We start from the raw sequence: 16,076 nt of genomic DNA, 5'->3' as shown, positions 1-16,076 counted from the left end.
CACAACCGGTCGGGCGCCCACTGGCTCACGGCGGTCTGCTCCACAAACGACATGCTGCATCACAGGTCACACCCGCACCAAATGAGATGTGGCCTTAGCGCCGCCAACGGCGGCGGCGCTAAACAGCCGCCCGTGCGCTGGTGTCGGAAGAAGAGGTCACGGCGTCCGACACCGCCGGGGCCGGCTAACGGAAGCTACGGCCGCGGCACCTCTCGGTATGACTGCGCCGATGCGCTCAGGCCTGCCGTGTCGGCGACCCTTCGCCTGCCCAGGGACATCATGGCGATGGTGCACACCAGGCCCACCAGGCCGACGATGACGTTGCTGACGATGGCGCGGGTACTCGGCGTGGGACCGCTGACCAGCCAGGGCGAGACGATCACCCATGCGCTGATGATCGGGGCGACCCACGCAATCCGGTGCGAGTGTCCGTACATGGTGGCGAAGCACAGGGCCAGCACGGCCAGTGCGACACCACAGATGATGTTGCTCGCCGTGAGGTTGGAGTTGCCGGTGAAGCCCACTACCCAGGGCGAGATGGCGAGGTAGAGACCGGACAGAAAGGTCAGACCCTCCGCTACCTGTGCGGTCGGGGTTTCGGCAGCTTCCTCGTACCGCAGCCGAAGCTCCGCAAGGTCCGGATGATCTTCGATGCGAGGGGTTCGAACAGTCATGCTAAACACCTCCGAACGACAACATCAAACAGCCTTCCTAAGGCCGACCTTAGCTGACTTTACGCTGGTCAGGGCCATCGCCGACCCATTAGCGCGAACGAGGGCGCGCCCATCGCCCGTGGTCGTGCCCGCACCATCGGGCGTCGCCAACGCGAGCGCCTTGCGATAGGCGTCGACGGCCGTCGCGGCACCGGGCCCGGCGGGGTCGCGTACCAGCCGGGCGACGCGCTGCCGCATCGCCCGCTCGTCGGCGAGCGTCGCCAGCACCGGCGGCACCGGCCCGGTGACCGTCCCGGTGTCGCCAGCACCGGCGGCACCGGCCCGGTGACCGTCCCGGCCGGCCACAGACCGGTCAGCGCACCCGCCAGCAGCGCATTTGTTCACGCCAGGTGCTGCGGCCGGAAACTCACGCCGTCCAGCACCGGAACCACCCCGCTGCCGGCCACCTCGGCGGCGATCGCCACATCCTGCGGATATCCGTAGCCGATCAGCTCCCGACCACTGGCGCAGTCCTGCAGCGCCTGCGGCAACCGGCCCGCCACCTGCTGGTACGCCCCCGCGGCGACTTCCGCCTCCGGCGACAGCGGCCCGAACCCGTGGCCGGCCAGCGCGCCGACGAACGCGCCCGCACCCCACAGGTCCTCGACAGCCGGGCGCAGCGTGTCGTCGGCCCGCCACCGCTCACCCGCGGCGACCACGGCCACCACCGCGTCGTCGGCCCCGGCCAGGTGTGCGACCGCCCAGGCCGCGGCCGCCGCGGCGTTGCGCAGCGACACTCCGACGACCGTCGCGCCCGCCTCGGCCAGCCGCTGGGTGATCGTCGACCCGTTGGGCGACGGCAGCACCAGCCGCCGTACCCCGGTAGCGGAGCGGATCGTCGCCGGCGACAGGCTCACCGGGTGATCCGGACCCACTTCGGAGCGGCCCACCGCCAGCAGCGCGTCGTGGCTTCGGGCGAATTCGAACGCCCGCGCGTCCCGCCACCGGTACGGGAACACCTCGATGCCCTGGTCGGCGGCGACTGTCAGCGCCGTGGTGAACGACAGCACGTCCACCACCGCCACCAGGGTGGCTCCGGCGCCCACGGCGTCGGCGCCCTGCGGACCCCAGTCGACGCGCACGCGGTAGCCGGCCTGCTGATAGGGAGTGATCATCAGGAAATCATGCGGCACCTGCTCAGCCGACGGCGCGGCGGCACCGGTACGCGCTCGGCTGGACACCGGCGACCCCGCACCGCCTGCCGGATGCGGCGTCACCGGTCCCATGGGCGCTGCACCTCACCTGCCCGGCTTTCTGGTGGACCTGAGCTCGCTGACACGGATTGCGGATAAGCGGGAGCGCCGCACGGCATGAGCGATCGCGAAATGTGTGCTCTGAGTAACGGACTGATCGCCAGAGCGTCAGGTGTGCGGGCGGATCGGCTCGACAGGAAACGTTCGCAGGAGGCACCGTGAAACAGATCAACGCGTCCTCAGGGGTCCGCAGCCGGTGTTGGCTACACTTGATCCAGTTGTTCGCCGTGGTCATGCTGACGTCCCTGACCCTCACCGCGACCGGTGCCGCCTCGGCCGCCGGCGGCGGATATCCGAAATCGAAGCCCACGATCGTGCTCGTGCACGGCGCATGGGCCGACGGCTCGTCATGGAACGCGGTCACGGCACGGCTGCTCGACGACGGATTCGTGGTACGCGTCCCACCCAACCCGCTGCGCAGCCTGCCGGGCGACTCCGAGACCATCGCCGACTTCCTGTCCACGATCCAGGGCCCGATCGTCCTGGCCGGACACTCCTACGGCGGAGCGGTCATCACCAACGCCGCCACCGGCAACCGCAACGTCAAAGCCCTGGTGTTCGTGGACGCATTCGCACCCGCCCAGGGCGAGAACGTCTTCCAACTCTCCGGACCCGACTCGGCACTGTCCGGCGACCCGGCCACCACCTTCGACTTCGTCCCGTATCCCCAGGCACCGCCCGGCGACGTCGACCTCTACCTCAAGAAGAACGTCTTCACGCAGTCCTTCGCCAGCGGCGTGCCCAGGCGCACGACCGACATCCTCTACACCGTTCAGCGGCCGTTCGCGTTCAGTGCCGGAGGGCAGCCGTCGGGCGCTCCCGCGTGGCAGACCATCCGTTCCTGGTGGGTGCTCGGCACGCAGGACAAGGTGATTCCACCGGCTCAGCAGCGGTTCATGGCCGACCGCGCCCACTCCGTGATCACCGAGGTGCGCACCGGGCACTTGTCGCTGGTCGCCCGCCCGGACGTCGTGGCCGGCGTCATCCTCAAAGCAGTACGCGCGACGAACTGACGTCGACCTGACCAACGCCGATCATGAGGCGGCAGCGGGAGGCCGGGATGCCGATGCTGGTCCGGATACGACCCGACACGCGATATCTGACGCTGCTCGGGCTCGCGTGTGTCCCGGTGCTGCTCGGCGTGCTCATGCGCGGTCGCAGCGGACTGGCCGTGTCGGTCGCGGGCGCGGCGTTCCTGCTCCTGCTCGGCTATCCGGTCGTGGTGAGCACGCTGCTGCGGGTGCCGGTCCTCGTGATCACCGATGAGGGCCTCCGGATGCCGCTGATGGGGCCCGCGTTGGGTTGGGACGAGATCGCCGACGTCCGCGAGGATGTGAAGGTCACCGGGTCCCGTCCGGTGCCGGTGCTGCTGATCGACCCGACCGAACCCCAGGACGCCGTCTGGCGGATGCGGCCGTGGTTACGTGGCGAGGGACGGGCCAACCTGGCGCGGTTCGGCACCCCGATCGTGATCCAGGGCGCGTCGTTGAGCTCGTCGCTCGACGACATCCACGCGGCCATCCGGGATCACATCACGTAGGTCGGAGCGCTCCGGCGCCGCCGCGCGGGAGACCGGCGGCGGCACCGGAGTCGTATGTCAACTCAGCGGTTCGATCCAGATGTTGCGGAAGCGGGGGTTCGCACCCGGGTCGCCGTGGTCCTGCAGGCCTATGGAGCCGGGCGCCGCCCCTTCTGGCTGGCCGTTGCCGGTGGGGCCGTTGATCGCGACGTTGTTGTGGACGACGACGCCGTTCCACACCACGGTGACCCTGGCGTCTTCGAGTTTGGTGCCCGTCGCGCTGAACCGCGCGGCGCGGAACGTGATGTCGAAGGTCTGCCAGGTGTTGGGCGCGGTGGCCATGTTCCGGTCCGGGGCGCGCTTGAGGTAGATCGCTCCGGCCTCGTTGTTGGCCAGGGTGGTGTCGCCGTACGAGTCCAGCACCTGGATCTCGTAGCGCTCCTGGAGGTAGAACCCGCTGTTGCCGCGGGCCTGCCCGGTGACCTCCGGCGGGTAGGCGGGTTCCAGCCACTCGCCGTGGAGTTTGAAGTCGCCGAACTTCGCTCTGGTACGGATGTTCCCGCCCAGCGATTCCATGGACCCTCCTGCCACCGGCCATGTCGCCGGGCTGCCGTCCGCGCTCTCCCACGCCGCCAGACCGGCGCCGTCGAACAGGGAGATGCGAGGCACCGGCGTGACGACCAGGTGGTCGAGGTTGCTGCCGTTGGCGCCCGTCGTGGTCACCCGGATCTTGACCTGCCCGGCCGGCAGCGTCGTGGTCAGCGATGCGGTTCGCCAGGTGGTCCACGCGCCTGTCGGCGGGAACGCAAGCGCCGCACTGGCCGTCGTGCCGTTGACCGCGACGGCCAGCGGCCGGTCGACGGTCTTGCCGTTGGCGTAGCGGAATGCCAGCGTGTGGGCTCCGGCGGTCGGCACGTTGACGGTCCATTCGACATACCCGCCGGTGTTGGCCGCATCGGCGTAGTCGGCGTACCCGGATCCGTTGTACCCGGCATGCTCGGAGCCGACGTTCGCGCCGCTGAGCGCCGCCTGCTCGGCCTCGTAGGTGCTGCCGGGCAGCGCGTTGAGGGTGTACCAGGCCTCGGTGCTCCACAGGGACTGCCCGGCCGCCGAGCTGAACGGCCGCGGCGAGTGCACATGCACCACCCGCCCGGCTTCCAGGCCGTTGATGCGCAGCGTGACCTTCCGGCCGTCGGCCGAGGGCATGGCCGAGGTGACGCTCAGCGTTTCCAGATCGACCTTCGGCCCACCGTAGGACGACGTCGGGGTGTACCGCCACTGCTGGACGCGGTACCGCGATGTCAGAGCGCTCAGCGTCGCGGCCGACAGCGGCTGGGTGTATTCGAGTTCGAAGCCGCCGGCCACCGCCCGCATCGCCAGGATGTCGAAGGCGTTGCCGCTGCCGGGAGTCAGCTTCTGCAGCCCGTAGCGGAGCTTGCCCTGCTGGCGCCAGTTGCTGCTGGCGCGTTCGTCGCCGATGCCGCCGGCGTAGATCGCGCCGTCGGGGCCGAGGGTGATCCGGCTGATGCCGGCCTCCAGTCCCTGGGTGAAGCGGAAGACCGCGCCCTGGTACTCGCCGTTGACCTTCTCCAGGTAGCCCCGCTGGATGCCGCCGTAGGTGACGTCACCGAACAGCATCTGCCCGGCGAACAGGCCCTGGGTGAGCATGACCGGGGTGCTCGGGGAGTTCGCGATCTCGTTGTGCGGCAGCCACAGGACCGGCTGGGTGACGGCGCCGGCGTCGAACGGACCGGCCGGATCGTTGTAGTGGTTGAAGAACCGGCCGGGCTTGAGCTGGATCAGCTTGTTGGCCGACAGCCAGTCGCCCTGGTTGTCGGTGACGAAGATGCCACCTTCGGGACCCCACCCCATGCCGTTCGGGGTGCGCAGTCCGCTCGCCGTGTATTCGACCTGGCCGGTCGCCTTGTTCACTTTGATCGCGGTGCCGCGGTTGGCGGCGAGCTGCGGTCTGGTGGTTCGGCCGCCGGGGGTGATCTGGACGGACAGGTTGAGGTAGAAGTATCCGTCCTTGTAGAGCAGGCCGAACGCGAACTCGTGGTAGGTCCCGCCGAACGGCCACGTCGCCACGGTCCGCTTGTTGTCGATGATCTCGTCGCCGTTGGTGTCGTTCAGTTCGACCAGCCGGGACCGTTCGGAGACGTACAGCTTGCCGTCGACGTACTTGATGCCCATCGGGTCCTGCATCCCGGTGGCGATCCTCTTCACCGTCACCTGCGCGGCGGAGGTGGTGCCGGTGACGTTGCCCAGCAGGTAGACCTCGCCGAGCGGCTGGGTGGTGCCGTAGTCGCCGCCCCAGGTGGTGATGGCCAGCCGGTTGTCGGGCAGCCAGTCCATGCCGGTGACCTTCGGCTGGAATCCGCTGGGACGCAGGTCGGTCAGCGTGTAATCGGGGTGCACCGCGTCCAGCGGCAGCCCGTCGCCCGGGGTGTCGGCGCCCTCGACGCATTCCTTGGTCCCCGGCGCGGTCACCCGGGTGACCCCGGATTCGGTGCTCAGCGATGTGGTCGGCACGACGACGAACTGGGTGGTGCCCGGCGGCTGCCACTCCAGTTTGAGCACCTGCCCGCCGGTGTTGTCGAAGTGTTCGATGCGCAGCTTGTGGTAGCCGGCGGACAGGTCGACGGTGCCGTCTTTGGATGACGTGCCGTGCACGCCGTCGTGGCTGACGACCGTCGTGAAGGTGCTGTCGGAGTCGTCGTTGTCGACGACGGTGCTCTTGTCGATGCGCAGGCGGGAGCCGTCGTCGCTGGTGAGCCGGAAGGCGTACGAGCCGGCTGTGGTGATGTTGATGTTCGCGACGACCTGGGTGAGGAATCTGTCGGCGACGCCGAAGTCGGCCTGGGTCGACCAGTTGATCACCGGCATCAGCTTGTCGAAGTTGGGGGTCTGCCCGGGTTTGAGCGTGCACAGCACGGTCAGGTCGGTGGCGAGGCTGTAGGTGCGCAGCGTGACTCCGGGATCCTGCGGTGGGATCGCGGCGTGTGCGGGCCCGGGCACGGACACGGACAGCAGCAGCAGGCTCAGCCCCAGTGCGATGGCTGGGGCCCGACGGCGGGCGGCTCGGGGTACGGGTGAAGGACTCATGGCGATCCTTGTCGCGATCGCACCCGGGCAGCAGCGCACGCGCGGGCCCGGATGACGGGTGGATCAGGCGGGTTGCCTGACGCGGATGGGACGTGCGCCGCCACGTCGTCTTCTCGAGGGACCTCGCTGCAATCGCGTCGTGAACTGCCTCCGGGGGTCGGCGAGAGTGGCCGTCTCGGACATCACATCGAAACGTTGACGTTCATCTACGCGGCACACTAGCGTCTACCCACCGTCGGGAAAACCCTTTCCCGATTTTTGCCTCAGGCACGACCGACGACGAGGAGCAGCGGGATGACCACCCCGGAACCGGCCGGCAGCGCCGCGATCCAGCTGACCGAGATCGCCCCCAAGCAGTGCTCCTGCGGCACGACCAGGCGGGCGTTCGTGGGCGAGTCCGGCGGTGCGGTGAGCGTCCATCTGCTGCAGGTCGACAAGGCGGTCACCCACCACCACCGGATCGCGACCGAGGTGTACGTGATCCTCGACGGCGTCGGCGAGGTGGAGCTCGACGGCGTACGCCATCCGGCGAAGCCGATGTCGGCGTTCCTGATCCCGCCCGGCACCCGGCACCGGGCACTGGGCGACCTGCGGGCCCTGGTGGTCTGCCTTCCCGCCGCGAACGACGCCGATGAATACTTCGACTGAGCCGGGCACCCCGGCCGCCATCATGCCGCTGCCCGGCGGGGTGGGCGTCTCGCAGCTGCGGGTCTACGACACCACCGCACCCGACGGCCTGGTGGGCGGCACCCCGCACCTGCATCTGTGCTGCACCGAGGGGTACGTGGTGCAGGCCGGCGCCGGGGCGGTCCAGACGCTGACGATGAGCGGCTTCCGGCAGACACCGCTGCGGCCCGGCACGGTGGTGTGGTTCACCCCGGGCACCATCCATCGCCTGGTCAACCACGGCGGCCTGGAGATCACGGTGTTGATGCAGAACAGCGGGCTGCCGGAGGCCGGCGACGCGGTGCTGACGTTTCCGCCCTCGGTGCTGGCCGACCCGGAGCGGTACGCCGCGGCCGCCGCCCTGCCCCGCGGCGGCGCCCCTGACGACGCCCCGCCGGCCGACGGCACGCCCGGCGCGACGCTGGCCGCCGCGTACGCCCGGCGCGATCTCGCGGTGCTCGGATTCGAGCAGCTACGGGCGGCCGCCGACGCCGGCGACCTCGCGCCGCTGCACGACTTCCACCGGGCGGCCGCTCGGCTGGTGGCGCCGCACCTGCCCCGGTGGCGGGAGCGGTTCGCCGCCGGGGCGCTGCGGGCCGCGCAGGACACCGCCGCCCAACTGGACGCGCTGGCCGCCGGACGGTCCGATCATCTGGCCGACGCCGCGGTGCACGGCTTCGCCGCGCCCGGCGAGCAGGGCCGGCACGGCATGTGCGGGCTGCTGGACACCTACCCGATCCGGTAGCGGGTCCGACTGCCCGGCGGCACTGCAAACGCTTCATATAAATATTTAAGATACGTTCCGGGCCAACCCTTGCCTGACGGAGAGATCCTCTCTAGTGTCCGTTCATCGGAAAGCGCTTCCCTGTAATCGCCAGGAAACTTCCGTCCATCCCGGAGGAGCCCTCGTGCACGATGGATCAGCAAGTGGATCAACCGTTGGCGGCGCGGCGGCGCGCGCGGCCGGTCAACCCACGCTGGCCCTGCGGACTCCCGTCCAGCCGCTGACGCGGCTGGTCCGGTTCGGCGATGCGCTGTGGCGGCCCGCACTGCTGCTGGGCATCGTGTTCGCGGGGTGGTGGGCGCTGTCGGAGAGCGGCACCGTCCCGCACTACCTGGTGCCGACCCCGGCACAGGTGTGGCAGACGATGGTCGAGAAGCGAGCGTTCCTCTGGCTGAACACCTACGTCACGCTCTACGAGACCGTCATCGGCTTCGTCCTGGCCGTGCTGTTGGGCCTGCTCACCGCCATCCTGATCGCCTACTCGCGCACCATGGAGCGGGCGCTCTACCCGATAGTGCTGTTCGCCCAGGTCATTCCCAAAATCGCGATCGCTCCACTGCTGATCGTCTGGTTCGGCTTCGGCCTGGCCCCGAAGATCATTCTCGCGGTGCTGATCGCGTTCTTCCCGGTGGTCATCTCCGGAGTGGCCGGGCTGCGGTCCACCGATCCCGAACTGGTGGACCTGTCCAAGACCATGGGCGCGAGCCCGTGGCAGACCTTCCAGAAGATCAGATTCCCCAATGCCCTGCCGCACCTGATGGCCGGGGTGAAGGTGGCCGTCACCCTCGCGGTGGTCGGCGCCGTGGTCGGCGAGTTCGTCGGCGCGAACGAAGGCCTGGGATACGTGCTCCTGCTTGCCAACGGCAATCTCGACTCGGCCCTGCTGTTCGCCGACCTGTTCCTGATGTCACTGATCGGCATCGTGCTGTTCGCGATCGTCGAGGTGACCGAGGCAGCACTCATCCCGTGGCACGCCAGCAGGCGGTCCGGGGTTCCGCTCACCACATCCTGACGGGGATTAGCCTCCCGTCGCCGCGCTAGGAGGACCAACCGAATGACAAGACTTCCCGCCCTGGCGGCCGCGCTCACGCTGCTGCTGGGCGCCGCCGCCTGCGCTCCGGGCACCAACGACCAGCCCACCGCGCCCGGCGAGAACAAGAAGGTCACCCTGACCCTCAACTGGGTCCCCTACGGCGAGCACGCGCCGTTCTACTACGGCTTCGACAAGGGCTTCTACCAGGCCGAAGGCATAGATCTGACGATCAAGGCAGGCGGTGGCTCCGGCAAGACCATCCAGGCCGTGGCCCAGCAGCAGACCGACTTCGGCTGGGCCGACACTCCCCCGCTGCTCAAGGCCATCACCACCGGGATGAAGGTGAAGAGCGTCGGGGTGTTCCTGCAGAAGGGGCCCTCATCGGTCGAGTTCCTGGCCGACAAGAACATCACCAAAATCACCGACCTCAAGGGCAAGACCGTCGGTGGCACGCCCGGAGACGCGATGTACGCGACCTTCCCCGCGCTGCTCAAGGCCAACGGCGTCGACCCGGCCGAGGTGAAGGTGGTCAACGTCGACGCCGCCGGGAAGATCGCCGCGCTGGCCGAAGGCAAGGTCGACGCCATCCAGGGCTTCTTCCACGACCAGGCCCCCACCATCGAGGCCAAGACCGGCAAGAAGGTCAACCACCTGCTGTTCGCCGACTTCGGGCTCAACCTGCTCGGCACCGGCCTGGTCGTGCACGACGACACTCTCGCCAAGGACCCGGAACTGGTCAAGGCGTTCGTCCGGGCCACCCAGAAGTCCTGGGCCGAGGCGGCCAAGGACATCCCGGGCGCGGCTGCCGCGATGGAGAAACTCGCCGAGAACGAACCCGCCAAGGACGTGCTGATCAAGCAGCTCACACTGTGCCTGCCGCTGGTCGACACGACGGCGCCGGGCGTCAACGCCGAGACCAAATGGACCGAGACCATCGACCTGATGACCAAACACGCCGAGCTGAAGGACGCGGGCGCGCCGAGCAAGTACTGGTCCGGCACGTACGCGACGAAGGGCTGACGCCGATGACCGTCCCATCGACGGCCGCGCCGGCAGTCGACATCACCGGGCTGACCGTGCGCTTCCAGTCCAAGCGCACCCACACCGTCGCGGTCGACGACGTCACGATGCGGGTCGCCCCCGGCGAGTTCGTGACCATCGTCGGCCCGTCCGGCTGCGGCAAGTCCACCCTGCTCAAGATCGTCGCAGGGCTGGTGGCGCCGACCTCCGGCACGGTCTCGTTGATGGGACGGCCCGTCACCGGCGCCCAGAAGGAGATCGGGTACGTGTTCCAGCGCGCCGCCCTGCTGGACTGGCGGGGCGCGCGCAAGAACATCCTCCTGCAGGCCGAGATCCGGGGCATGGACCGGCGCCAGGCAGCCCAGCGCGCCGACGAACTGATCGCCCTCACCGGGCTCACCGGCTTCGAGGACGCACTGCCGCACGAACTGTCCGGCGGCATGCAGCAGCGGGTGGCATTGTGCCGCGCGCTGCTGCACCAGCCGTCGGTGCTGCTCATGGACGAGCCGTTCGGCGCACTGGACGCACTGACCCGCGAACAGCTCAACGCCGAACTCAACCGGATCTGGCGCGAGACCGGCACCACCATCCTGCTGGTCACCCACTCCATCGCCGAGGCGGTCTTCCTGGGCACCAGGGTCGAGGTGATGAGCCCGCGACCCGGCCGGATCGTGCGGACCATCGACGTCGACCTCCCGCCCGAACGCGACTACGCCAAGGTGATGTCCGACCAGCGCTTCGACCGGTACGCCACCGAGATCCGCGGCCTGCTCGGGGCCGGAGCCAACCACTGAACGCCGCACAAGCGCCGGCCCGCCGCTGGAGCGCGGCGGCCGGCGCCTGGCTCGGACTGGGGGCCGCGCCCGCCGCGCTGATCCTGGGCGCCGGGATGGCCCGCCGACACGACGGCCCCGTCCCGCTGCTCGCGCTGCTCGGCGGCGCGGCCCTGATGGCGGCGCTGCTGTTCGGGCAGGGCGCGTTGGGGCTGCGCCGGCCGTACGGAGAGAACGCCGCCCTCACCGAACTGGCCCCGCGCTACCTGCCCGACCGCGCCGGCATCGCGCTCGGCGCGGTGCTCGCCGCCGCGATGATCGGCTGGAACGGCTTCAACGTCGGCCTGGGCGGCGCGTCGCTGGCCAAGGTCACCGGACTGCCCGGCCCGGCCGGCGCGCTGCTGCTGGCCGGCGCCGTGCTGGCCGCGTCGTTCGTGCCGGGCCGGTGGAACAACCGGATCGCCGTGCTGACCACAGTCGCGGCGCTGGCGCTGGTCGCGGTGTGCGTCCTGCTGCTGCGCCCGGACGCCCCACCGGTGACCGCCGACCCGGGCGGCTGGGCCACCCTCGCCGACATCGCCGCGATCGGCGGCTACGTCGCGGTGTTCGCGCTGCGCGCCCCGGACTTCAGCCGCGGCCTGGCCACCCGACGGGACCTGGCGATCTGCGTGGCGCTGCTGGTCGGGCCGGCCACCCTGGTCACGGCGGCCGGCGCCGGGGTCTGGCTACGCACCGGCAGCGCCGACGTCGTCGCGGTGCTCGCCACCGCGCCGGGCATCGCCGTCTACGGCAACATCTTCGTCACCGTCGGGGTGTTCGCGCCCGCGCTGACCACCACCTTCTCCGGCGCGCTCGCGCTGCGGGCGCTCTGGCCCCGGCTACCGGCCACCGCGGCGACGGCGATCGTCGCGACCCTCGGCGGCACGCTGGCCGCGGCCCGCTTCGACCGGGCGCTGCTGACCTGGCTGACGTTGCTGGCCGCCACCCTGCCACCGCTGATCATCCCGATGGCGGTCGAAGGCTGGCAGCGGCGACACGGCCGGCCGCCACGGCTGGTACCGGCGTGGACCTGGCTGCCCGCCGGACTGGCCGCGACCGCGCTGACCGTCGCCGGCTCCCCCGCCGGGCCGGTGGCCGGCCTGGCGATCGCGGTGGCCGCCACCGGCTGGCAGGTCCACCGGCAGCGGCGATCCCTCCGATCGGCACCGCCGGCCCGATCAGCTCCATGAGCTGCCAACCACGTCTTGTCCGACACGACCCGCGGCCGGCCGTGGTCGACATGCCCGGCGAGCTGGAACGCGGTCAGCCCGCCGGGGTCCGGTCGAGCACGGCCCAGACGTCGGCGGCGCTGAGGTGGTCCAGGTGCTGGGCTATCGCCAGCGCCTGGGTGCGCAGTTCGTGGGCGGCAGGGCCGTCGTCCTGCCGGTCGCACACGTCGGCCAGCCGTAGCAGCACCATCGCCTCCTCGTAGCGGTCACCGAGCCGGCGCGTCAGATCCAGGGCCTGCCGGTACGCCTCGGCCGCATCGGCCAGCGCGCCGGTCTGCAGATGGATGAAGCCGACGCTGTCCCAGGTGTCGGCCTCGGCGCCGTGGCTGCCGATGTGCCGGTGCAGGGCCAGTGCCTGATTGCAGTGGTCGAGGGCTTCGGCGTGGCGGCCCAGGTGAGCCAGGCCCCAGCCGATGGCGTTGAGCGCCCGCGACCGGCCGACGACGTCACCCGCCGCCGTGAACAGGTGCAGGCTGCGGTGGGCGTGCTGGAGCGCCTCCGGCCAGCGCTGCTGGCCTTCCAGCATCAGGTTGATGTTGAGATGGGTGTACGCCTGCCCGGCCCCGTCACCCAGCGTGGTGTGCAGGTCGAGGGCGAGCGCCAGATGTTCGAGCCCTTTGTCGTGCCGGCCGAGCCGTGCCGCGCAGCGGGCCAGCATCCGGCAGCAGCGGGCCTGGCCGGGCAGGTCGCCGAGGGCACGGGCCGAGCGCAGCGCCTGCTGCTGGGTGTGGTCGAGGTCGTGCCAGTGCCCGTGCCGGTCGAGGAAGTTCGCCACCACCCAGGCCAGCTGCCAGGCGTGGCCTGGTGACGCGCGCAGCGCGGGCTGCTCGAGCAGGCTCAGCAGGGTCTGGTGCTCGCGCTGGAACCAGGCCATGGCGTCGGCCGGGCCGGTGAACACCGCGGCAGCGGTGCCGGTGGCCGCGTCGGTGAGGGTGATGGTGTCGCGGTGCGGGTCGAGCGCCCGGTCGGCCCGGTGCGCGCTGTGCAGGTAATGGTCCAGCAGACGGCCCGTGGCGGCCTGCCGGGACGCCTCGCCGTCGGTCTGCTGCAGCAGGCCCGCGGCGTACGCGCGAAGCAGGTCGTGCAACCCGAACCGGCCGGGGCGGTCCTCCAGCACCAGGTGCGCGCGCACCAGTTCCGCCAGCGCGTGCCGGGCGCGGTCGGGCGGCCAGCCGGTCAGGCTGACCGCCGCCTGCCGGTCCAGGGTCGGGCCGGGGTGCAGGCTGAGCAGCCGCAGCAGCACCGCCGCGTCGGCCGACAGGGCCTGGTAGGACCAGGAGAACACCGAATGCACATCGGTCGTGGCCTCGGACCCGGCGAACGCGGTGAGGCTGCCCCGGGCCTCCTGCAACTCGGCGACCAGCCGGCTCAGCGGCAGCTGCGGCTGCACGGTCGCGTGCGCGGCCACGATCGCCAGCGCCAGCGGCAGCCCCGCGCACAGCTCGACGAGCTGGTCGACGGCGTGCGGCTCACGGGCGACGCGCTCGGGGCTGAGCCGGCGGACCAGCATCTCCCTGCCCTCACGGGCGTCGAGGATGTCCAGCGCGATGTGGGCCGCCCCACCCAGGACCAGGCCGGTGAGATCGTTGCGGCTGGTCACCACGACCATGTTGCGGGCGGTCCCGGGCAGCAGCGGACGTACGTGGTCGGCGTTGCGGGCATTGTCGATCACCACGAGCACGTCGCGGTCGGCCAGTGTGCTGCGCAGCAGCGCCGCCTGCGCCGACGGGCCCGTGGGCAGGCTCTTCGGCAGCACGTGCAGGGCCTCCAGGAAGCCCCGCACGGCGTCCTCGGCGGGCACCGGACCGGCCGGGTCGAACCCGTTGAGGTTGACATAGAGCTGCCCGTCGGGAAACCGGCCCGCGACGCGGTGTGCCCAGTGCACGGCCAGGGTGCTCTTGCCGATACCGGCCATGCCGACGATCGCGGCGACGGGCGGGCCGGGCCGGCCGCTCTGCGCGAGCAGCCGGTCGAGACGGTCCAGGTCGTCGCCGCGGGCGGCGAAGTCGGCGATGTCCGCGGGCAGCTGCCGGGGCACGGAACCGGGCCGGCGGGCCGCGGCGGGCTGCGTCGCCGGCAGCGCCGCCGAACCGCGCCGCAGGATCTCGGCGTGCACGGCGACCAGCTGCGCGCCCGGGTTCACACCCAGCTGCTCGCGGAGCTGGTGGCGTACGGTGTCGAACGCCGCGAGCGCCGCGTCGGCGTTGCCCGCCCGGTCGTGGGCCCGCATCAGCAGCTCGGCGACGGTCTCCCGCGTCGGATGCTGGTCGGCCAGCTGCTGCAGCTGCCAGATGGCCTCGTCGAGCCTGCCGACCTCGATGCGGGCGGTGGCCAGCAGCTCGGCGGCGCGCAGGTGCTGGTGTTCCAGGCTGCCGCCGATCCTGGCCCGCAGTGCCGCATCGGCGACGTCGGTCAGCAGCGGGCCCCGCCACAGCCGCAGTGCCTGCTCCAGCAGGACGATCCGGTCGGCAGGCTCGTCAGCGCCCTGCGCACTGCGCAGCAGCGCGGTGAACCGGTGCGCGTCGACGGCCGCGGGGTCGGCGTCCACGACATACCCGCCGCCGTGGGTGGCGATGGTCAGCCCGTGCGGGGCGAGGCTGCCGCGCAGCCGGGCGACATAGCTGCGCAGCGTGCTGCGCGGCAGCCCCGGGGGCTCCTCGGTCCAGATCAGCTCGGCCAGCCGTTCGACGCTGACCACCTTGCCGAGTTCCAGCAGCAGCAGGGCAAGCAGGAGCCGCTCCTGGCGGCGACCCAGCGGCACCGTGCCGCCGTCGCCGCGCACGGCACTGAACGGGCCCAGCAGCCGGAACTCCAGCACGTCACTTCCCCGAGCACGCAAAGCCGCGGTGGCCGGGCCGGTGATCGGCGGCCAGGCTCGTCATCCGGGCGATGGTAGCGCGATGGTAGCGCGATGGTAAGGCCGTGGCAGCACCTCGTCTCCAACATGGACCATCGCTCGATCGTCTCGATAGTCCTGTCGGCAAGGGCGGCTCCGGCCGCCGGCCAGAGATCTCACGCTCACCCGAACAGCGTGCCCGTGAAGGAGTCCGATGTCCGAGTCAGACGCTCCCACCGACTTTCGCATCCTCGGCCCGATGACGTTCCGGGCCGCGGCAGGCTACCGGCCGGTGACCGGCGCACGCCATCGCCGCATGCTCGCGATCCTGCTGCTCAACGCCAACGGCCTGGTCTCCGTCGACCGGTTCATCGACGCGATGTGGGACGCCGAACCGCCGGTCACCGCCCGCCAGCAGGTCCAGAACTGCGTCGGGATGCTCGCCGGCAGCATCACCAAGGCCGGGCTGGCGTTCTCGGTCGTCCGGCGGCCGCCGCACTACATGCTCGAACTCGACGACGACCGGGTCGACGCGCTGCGTTTCCAGCGGCTGTGCCGGCAGGCCGAGGCCGACGCCGCCGGCGGCGCGACCGACCGAGCGGTGGCCGGGCTGCGCGCGGCGCTGGCCCTGTGGCAGGGCGACGCGCTCGAGGACGCCGACTCCGCGCTGCTGCGCGGTGTGGCGACGAGCCTTCGCGAGACCCGGATGCGGGCCATCGAACGGCTCGTCGTGCTGGAGTTCGCCCGCGCCGGGCACGGCCGGATCCTGGCCGACCTCACCTCGTGGGTGGCGCTGTACCCCTACCACGAGGGGCTGCACGTGCGGCTGGCGCAGGCGCTGCACCACAACGGGCGCACCGCCGACGGGCTGCAGGCGCTGCGTACGCTCCGGGCACGGCTGGCCGAGGAACTCGGCCTGCAGCCGGGGCCGGACGTGCTCGCCCAGGAGCGCCGCCTGCTCGGCGCGGAGGCGGACCCGCCGGCCGGCGCCGACTTCGACGGGCTGGCCCACGGCGAGCTGCTGCACAGCCTCGGCCGCACCGTCGCCGACCTGTCCGCGATCGTGCACGTCCTGCTCGGCCAGGTCAGCGCCCAGCGGCCGTGAG

Annotated in this window: 14 protein-coding genes; 9 read left to right on the top strand and 5 right to left on the bottom strand. The window is 71.1% G+C overall.

Annotated elements, in window-relative coordinates; translation table 11 throughout:
• Positions 1–194: 194 nt before the first annotated feature.
• The 3 genes from AB0B35_RS20960 to AB0B35_RS20950 all read right to left on the bottom strand — a co-directional run bounded on the left by AB0B35_RS20960 (position 195) and on the right by AB0B35_RS20950 (position 1,828).
• On the bottom strand, positions 195–674 hold the full coding sequence (locus AB0B35_RS20960; protein ID WP_361047887.1) for an SPW repeat protein: 480 nt from the start codon (positions 672–674) through the stop codon (positions 195–197).
• Positions 675–698: 24 nt separating this feature from the next.
• Complete coding sequence (locus AB0B35_RS20955; protein WP_361047884.1) at positions 699–941, bottom strand: hypothetical protein; 243 nt, start codon at positions 939–941, stop codon at positions 699–701.
• 113 nt (positions 942–1,054) lie between these two features.
• Positions 1,055–1,828, bottom strand: a complete 774-nt coding sequence (locus tag AB0B35_RS20950) for a 2-phosphosulfolactate phosphatase (protein WP_361047881.1) — start codon at positions 1,826–1,828, stop codon at positions 1,055–1,057.
• 365 nt (positions 1,829–2,193) lie between these two features.
• On the opposite strand from AB0B35_RS20950, the gene AB0B35_RS20945 reads away from it, so the two are divergent.
• The gene (locus AB0B35_RS20945) at positions 2,194–2,979 is read left to right on the top strand and encodes an alpha/beta hydrolase (RefSeq protein ID WP_361047898.1); all 786 of its coding nucleotides are present in this window, start codon (positions 2,194–2,196) and stop codon (positions 2,977–2,979) included.
• 47 nt (positions 2,980–3,026) lie between these two features.
• The gene (locus AB0B35_RS20940; protein WP_361047878.1) at positions 3,027–3,506 is read left to right on the top strand and encodes a hypothetical protein; all 480 of its coding nucleotides are present in this window, start codon (positions 3,027–3,029) and stop codon (positions 3,504–3,506) included.
• A 57-nt stretch (positions 3,507–3,563) separates the two neighbouring features.
• On the opposite strand, the gene AB0B35_RS20935 is transcribed toward AB0B35_RS20940, so the two are convergent.
• Positions 3,564–6,590: a family 16 glycoside hydrolase gene (locus AB0B35_RS20935; protein WP_361047876.1), complete on the bottom strand. Its 3,027-nt coding sequence runs from the start codon at positions 6,588–6,590 to the stop codon at positions 3,564–3,566.
• Positions 6,591–6,884: 294 nt separating this feature from the next.
• Here AB0B35_RS20935 and AB0B35_RS20930 point away from each other — a divergent pair, with 294 nt between their 5' ends.
• The 6 genes from AB0B35_RS20930 to AB0B35_RS20905 all read left to right on the top strand — a co-directional run bounded on the left by AB0B35_RS20930 (position 6,885) and on the right by AB0B35_RS20905 (position 12,095).
• Positions 6,885–7,238: a cupin domain-containing protein gene (locus AB0B35_RS20930; RefSeq protein WP_361047873.1), complete on the top strand. Its 354-nt coding sequence runs from the start codon at positions 6,885–6,887 to the stop codon at positions 7,236–7,238.
• The gene (locus tag AB0B35_RS20925) at positions 7,222–8,001 is read left to right on the top strand and encodes a cupin domain-containing protein (protein ID WP_361047871.1); all 780 of its coding nucleotides are present in this window, start codon (positions 7,222–7,224) and stop codon (positions 7,999–8,001) included. The genes AB0B35_RS20930 and AB0B35_RS20925 overlap by 17 nt, the downstream gene beginning before the upstream one ends.
• 163 nt (positions 8,002–8,164) lie before the next feature.
• Positions 8,165–9,052: an ABC transporter permease gene (locus AB0B35_RS20920; RefSeq protein ID WP_361047869.1), complete on the top strand. Its 888-nt coding sequence runs from the start codon at positions 8,165–8,167 to the stop codon at positions 9,050–9,052.
• Positions 9,053–9,094: 42 nt separating this feature from the next.
• A complete protein-coding gene (locus AB0B35_RS20915; RefSeq protein WP_361047866.1) occupies positions 9,095–10,093 on the top strand; it encodes an ABC transporter substrate-binding protein in 999 nt (332 codons plus the stop codon).
• 5 nt (positions 10,094–10,098) lie between these two features.
• Positions 10,099–10,887: an ABC transporter ATP-binding protein gene (locus AB0B35_RS20910; RefSeq protein ID WP_361047864.1), complete on the top strand. Its 789-nt coding sequence runs from the start codon at positions 10,099–10,101 to the stop codon at positions 10,885–10,887.
• Positions 10,888–10,982: 95 nt separating this feature from the next.
• Entirely contained in the window at positions 10,983–12,095 is a 1,113-nt protein-coding gene (locus AB0B35_RS20905; RefSeq protein WP_361047862.1) for a hypothetical protein, read from the top strand.
• A gap of 73 nt (positions 12,096–12,168) precedes the next feature.
• On the opposite strand, the gene AB0B35_RS20900 is transcribed toward AB0B35_RS20905, so the two are convergent.
• Positions 12,169–14,952, bottom strand: a complete 2,784-nt coding sequence (locus tag AB0B35_RS20900; RefSeq protein ID WP_361047859.1) for a BTAD domain-containing putative transcriptional regulator — start codon at positions 14,950–14,952, stop codon at positions 12,169–12,171.
• Between the two features lie 232 nt (positions 14,953–15,184).
• Between AB0B35_RS20900 and AB0B35_RS20895 the strand changes: the two genes are divergently transcribed.
• On the top strand, positions 15,185–16,075 hold the full coding sequence (locus AB0B35_RS20895) for an AfsR/SARP family transcriptional regulator (protein WP_361047857.1): 891 nt from the start codon (positions 15,185–15,187) through the stop codon (positions 16,073–16,075).
• The last annotated feature ends 1 nt before the right edge of the window (position 16,076 follow it).

The sequence above is a fragment of the Catellatospora sp. NPDC049133 genome (genome assembly GCF_040648455.1).
In the GTDB taxonomy this organism is placed as follows: domain Bacteria; phylum Actinomycetota; class Actinomycetes; order Mycobacteriales; family Micromonosporaceae; genus Catellatospora; species Catellatospora aurea.
This window is presented reverse-complemented; position numbering and strand designations above follow the sequence as displayed.